At 69.4% G+C, this 5358-nt stretch carries 5 protein-coding genes; 1 reads left to right on the plus strand and 4 read right to left on the minus strand.

Annotated elements, in window-relative coordinates; all coding sequences use genetic code 11:
• Positions 1-954, minus strand: a 954-nt coding sequence (acnA, locus tag HY703_00165) for an aconitate hydratase (GenBank protein ID MBI4543592.1), incomplete at its 3' end; no start/stop codon positions are given.
• 187 nt (positions 955-1141) lie between these two features.
• Between acnA and HY703_00170 the strand changes: the two genes are divergently transcribed.
• Entirely contained in the window at positions 1142-2308 is a 1167-nt protein-coding gene (locus tag HY703_00170; GenBank protein ID MBI4543593.1) for an aminotransferase class I/II-fold pyridoxal phosphate-dependent enzyme, read from the plus strand.
• Positions 2309-2327: 19 nt separating this feature from the next.
• Here the strand turns inward: HY703_00170 and HY703_00175 are convergent, their stop codons facing one another.
• The 3 genes from HY703_00175 to HY703_00185 all read right to left on the minus strand — a co-directional run.
• The gene (locus HY703_00175) at positions 2328-2648 is read right to left on the minus strand and encodes a hypothetical protein (protein ID MBI4543594.1); all 321 of its coding nucleotides are present in this window, start codon (positions 2646-2648) and stop codon (positions 2328-2330) included.
• Between the two features lie 137 nt (positions 2649-2785).
• A complete protein-coding gene (locus tag HY703_00180) occupies positions 2786-3538 on the minus strand; it encodes a hypothetical protein (protein ID MBI4543595.1) in 753 nt (250 codons plus the stop codon).
• A 116-nt stretch (positions 3539-3654) separates the two neighbouring features.
• Positions 3655-5358 (minus strand): S9 family peptidase (locus HY703_00185; protein ID MBI4543596.1); only part of this gene is annotated, 1704 nt, incomplete at its 5' end.

A 5358-nucleotide genomic window follows, 5' to 3' on the forward strand; every position in this document is an offset into this window, starting at 1 on the left:
CACCGGGAAGATGCCGCACGTCGCGCCATACTCGGGCGCCATGTTGCCGATCGTGGCTCGGTCCGCCAGGGGCAGCCGCGCCAGCCCGGGGCCGTAGAACTCGACGAATTTCCCTACCACCCCCTTCTGGCGCAGCATCTCGGTGACGCGCAGCACCAGGTCCGTGGCCGTGGCGCCCTCCGGCAGCTCGCCGGACAGCCGGAAGCCGACCACCTCGGGGATCAGCATCGAGAGCGGCTGGCCCAGCATGGCCGCCTCCGCCTCGATGCCGCCCACGCCCCAGCCCAGCACGCCCAACCCGTTGATCATGGTGGTATGCGAGTCCGTGCCCACCAGCGTATCGGGATAGGCCAGCCGCCGGCCGGCCGGACCTTGGCCGTCAAACACCACCCGCGCCAGGTACTCGAGATTGACCTGGTGCACTATTCCGGTCTCGGGCGGGACGACCCGGAAATTCCTGAGCGCCCGCTGACCCCAGCGCAGGAACGCGTAGCGTTCGCGGTTGCGGCGGTACTCGAGCTCCGCGTTGGTCTGGAACGCCACGCGCGTGCCGAACTCGTCCACCTGCACCGAGTGATCGATCACCAGCTCGACCGGCTGCAGCGGATTGATAAGCCCGGGCTCGCCGCCCAGCCGCTTCATGGCATCCCGCATGGCCGCCAGATCGACCACCGCCGGCACGCCCGTGAAGTCCTGAAGGATCACGCGCGCGGGCATGAACGCGATCTCCCGGTCGGGCACGGCGCCCGGCTCCCAGAGCGCCAGCGCCTCGATGTCCTCGGCCGTGACCGTCACGCCATCCTCATGGCGCAGCAGATTCTCCAGCAGCACGCGCAGCGAGTAAGGCAGCCGGCTCACCGGCAGGCCCCTGCGCTCCAGCGCCTCCAGCCGCCAGATGTCGAGCTCGCGCGTCCCCACGCGGAGAACCGACCGCGCCCCGAATGTGTCCTTCATGGCAGTGGTTTCCCGTCGCCTGCGATTTGCCCGACCCCGAGCGGTATACACCATAACATACGCCAGGGGCCCGCCACAGCCGCCCGCTCCCGATCCCGTACCCGTACCCGGGGCCGGCCACATCCGCCGGCCCCAGCCCCGGCCTCGGCCCTGGACCGCGCCCGGCAACCCCCGATATCATTCCCCCATGCCTCACCCCACTGCGCTCCAGCGTACCGCCCGCCGCACGCACGGCTTCACGGAGTCCGTGATCCGCGAGATGACGCGCGTCGCCAACGAGCACGGCGCCATCAATCTGGCCCAGGGTTTCCCCGATTTCGCTGCGCCCGAGGTGCTGAAGGAGGCCGCCTGCGCCGCGATCCGCGCCGATATCAACCAGTACGCCATTACCTGGGGCGCGCCCCGGCTCCGGCGCGCCCTGGCCTCGAGCTACGGCCGCTTCTACGGCATGGAAGTCGACGAGGCCCGCGAGATCACCGTCACCTGCGGCGCCACCGAGGCCATGGCCGCCACACTGCTGGCGCTCATCGATCCGGGCGACGAGGTCCTCATTCTCGAGCCCTACTACGAGAACTACGGCCCCGATGCCGTACTGTGCGGCGCTCACCCCGTCTGGGTACCGCTCGAGGGAGAACTGGACCTGGACCGCCTGGCCGCCGCCGTCTCGTCACGCACGCGCGCCCTGGTGCTCAACACGCCCAACAACCCAACGGGCCGGGTGCTGACCCGAGCGGAGCTCGAAGGCGTGGCGGCGCTATGCCGGCGCCGTGACCTGCTGGCCGTGACCGACGAGATATACGAGCACATTGTGTACGAGGGCCAGCACATCCCCCTGGCCAGCTTCGAGGGCATGCGGGAGCGGACCATCACGGTGAGCGGCCTCTCCAAGACCTTCAGCATCACGGGCTGGCGAGTCGGCACCATTGTCGCGCCCGCCGAGCTGACCGACGCCATCCGCAAGGTGCACGATTTCCTGACCGTGGGCGCGCCCGCGCCGCTGCAGGAGGCGTGCGCCGCGGCCCTCGAGAGCCTGGGCCCGGACTACTACCACGGGCTCACCCGCGATTACCGCGCCCGCCGCGATGTGCTGTACCAGGCGCTCTGCGACGCCGGTTTCCGCTGCGCGCCGCCCCAGGGCGCGTACTACATCATGGCCGATTTTTCCTCGCTCAGTGAATTGGACGACGTCGCCTTCGCCCGCCGGCTGGCGCGCGACGTGGGCGTCGCCGCCGTCCCCGGCTCCAGCTTCTACCACCAGGCGGCAATGGGTGGGAGCTTCGTCCGCTTCGCCTTCTGCAAGCGCCTCGAAACCCTGGCCGAGGCCGGCCAGCGGCTGCGCGGCGCCCGGTCCTAGTACGCCCGAAAACCCTCCCCTAGCCGCCGTGCGATCCCACCTGCACCAGGCCGGTGCCGCGGTCGACCCGGACGCCGAAGACGCGGAACCCCGCCCAAACGCTCAGCGGCAGGAGCAGCACAGCCATGAGCGTGGGCACAACCACCGCGACGCCGGCGGGCAGCACCGGCCGCAGCAGCGCGCGAGCCACGCCCCAGATCGCCAGGAAGAGCACCAGCGCCGCGACCAGCCCCAGGAGCTGGCGGAGCGGCGTGCCGCCCTCGATGCGGATGCCCGTGCCGCCCACGTAAATCGCCACCACGGTCCAGAACACGCAGAATGGAACCAGCCAAGCCAGCATCGGTCGCCTCCTTGCTTGTGGTCTCTAAAGAAACTCGCCGTGGGGACCCCGAGCGCCGGCGCCCTCATCCTCCGCCAGGCTGCGCCTCGGGCGGCAACTTAGTGGTCGAGTTCGTCAGTACGATCGAATTCGACCACCTAAAATCGCAGGGACAGTCCCACCCGAGCCTGCAGCACATGGCTGGGGTCCAGGTCGACGTCGACGCGCGCATCGGGGTCGAGCGTCTCGTCCTGCAGCTCCCGCGTCATCCGACGCGAGAGCTCCGTGTTGTTCCAGAAGGTGACGAAATCGGAGAGCGCCAGATGAAAGCCGAAGCGCGGCGACCAGAGTGTGGACTCCGCCAGCAGCCCAATGCTCACCGCCCAGTGCGTGATCGGCTCGGTCACCTCCGGCGGCGAGTCCGGATCCTCCGGCGGGTCCTCCCGGATCAATGCCGGCGCGATGACCAGACTGGCCGTGGGGTGGCGGATCCGCAGGCCCGCCTCCTCGTCCCGCAGCCGTACGCCCAGCCCCAGCGTGGCAAAGAGCAGCGTGCCCTCTCGCCCGGCAATCTCCGTCTCCTGACCCTCTGAGGTGAACGTGCCACGGCTGTCGCCGCGCGTCGTGTAGATGAGCGCGCCGCTCACCGTCAGCGGGCCCAACGCAGAAGCTTCAAAGGAGCCGCCCACGCCCGGCGCGCCATCCACTTGCAGCTCGAGGGCGCCGAACGTGGTCTCGCCATCGGACGTCTGCGCCAATGAGCCAGTGGCCGTGTATCCCACTCGCAGGGCGAGCAGCGGCGTCAGCGCCACCCGGGGCGGCCGCTCCGGCTCGCGGAGCTGCGCGAAGCCGTGGCAGGGCGTGAGTGTCAGGCCCGTCAGGGCCAGAGGAAGCAAAACCAGCCGCCGCATGAACCGCCTCCTTCACGTCCGGGGGCTAGGCAATCCCCCATCGCCAACTCCATGGGTGAACAATGGTTAGCGATACGCCTGCGCACAAGCAAGAGCGGCCCGCCGCCTGCCCACCACTACTGGCCGGGCGCCGCCACCCGCGTTGCCGGCCGCAGGTACTCGGCCAGCCAGTCGTTCACCGTCTTCCACCAGAGCAGCGCGTTCTGCGGCTTGAGCACCCAATGCCCCTCGTCCGGGAAGTAGAGCAGCCGCGCCCGTACGCCGTTCCGGCGCAGCGCCGTAAATGCCTCCAGCCCCTGCTCGAGGGGCACACGATAATCCGCGCCGCCGTGAATGATCAGCATGGGCGTGCGGAAGCTCTTCACCGATTCGGCCGGGTTCCAGCGTGCATACAACGCGGGATTGGTCCAGGGCATGCCCCGGAACTCCCACTCGACGAACCACAGCTCCTCCGTCCCGCCATACATGCTCACCGTGTTGTAGACACCATCATGGTTGACCAGCGCCTGGAAACGGGTGGTGTGCCCCTCGAACCAGTTCATCATGTAGCCGCCGTAGGATGCGCCCGCCGCGGCCAGGCGCGAGCCATCCAGGAAGGGGTAAGCGGCCAGCACGTGGTCCACTCCCAGCATCAGGTCCTGGTAAACCTTGCCGCCCCAATCGGCCGTGATCTCGTCCGTGAAGGCCTGCCCGTACCCCGTGCTGCCCCGCGGATTGACCAGCACCGCCACGTAGCCCGGCGCCGCGAACAGGTTCGCGTTCCAGCGGTAGTGGAAGACGTCGCTCCAGGCGCTCTGCGGGCCGCCGTGCACCAGATAGACCAGCGGGTACTTCTTCGCCGGATCGAAGCGCGGCGGCTTGACCAGCATGCCCTGCACCCGCGCCCCGCCCGCACCGCGGAACCAGAACGTCTCGGCCGGGCTGAGCTCCAGCTCGGCCAGCAGCCCCTCGTTCGTGTGCGTCAGTTGCCGCTCCGTCTTCCCCTGCGCCTCCAGCACGAAGAGCTCGGTGGGCCGGTCCGTAGCCAGTCGCGCCACCACTAGCAGGCGGCCGCCAGGGGCCACGGCCAGGCCGCCGTTGTAGCTCCCCTCCGTAACCTGCGTGACCGGGCCGCCCGTCGCCGACACACGGTAGACACTGTGGTAGATCTGGTCCTGGCACAGGAGGTACAGCGTCGCCGAATCGTCACTCCAGACATAGCGACCCACGGAGCGGTCCAGGCCTTCCGTGACCCAGCGGTGCTCGCCCGTCTGGCGGTCGTAGACGACGAGGCGAGTGCGATCCGCCTCGAACCCCGGCCGCCGCATCGCCAGATACGCCAGGTAACGGCCGTCCGGACTGTAGCTGGGGGAGGTTTCATTGGCATCGTTTTGCGCCAGCAGCCGTGGCTCGCCCCCGTCCGTCGCGACCACCCAGACGTCGTTTCCCGTGCCCACCGCGGTGGGCACGTCCGTGTTGCGCACAAACGCCAGCTCGCGGCCGTCCGGGCTCAGGTCGTAGTCCTGAAACCCCTCCAGTGCGATGGGCGGGGTGTCGTACGGTCCCGGGGTCAGGTCCCGCGTCGCGCCGGTCGCGACATCCGCGACCAGGACATGGCTGCGCTTCCCGTCCTCCCACTCGTCCCAGTGTCGGTACATCAGCTCGTCATAGATGCGCGCCTGCGTCGGGCCCTCCGACAGCGCCTTGAGCCGCTCCGCCGGCGCATCGCCGGCGGGCCACACCTGGCTGGCGAACAACAGCTTGCCGCCGTCCCGAGACCAGACCGGACCCGTCGCGCCGCCCGCCTCCTTCGTCAGCGGCCGCGCTTCACCGCCATCCGC

It is taken from the genome of Gemmatimonadota bacterium, from assembly GCA_016209965.1.
GTDB lineage: Bacteria > Gemmatimonadota > Gemmatimonadetes > Longimicrobiales > RSA9 > JACQVE01.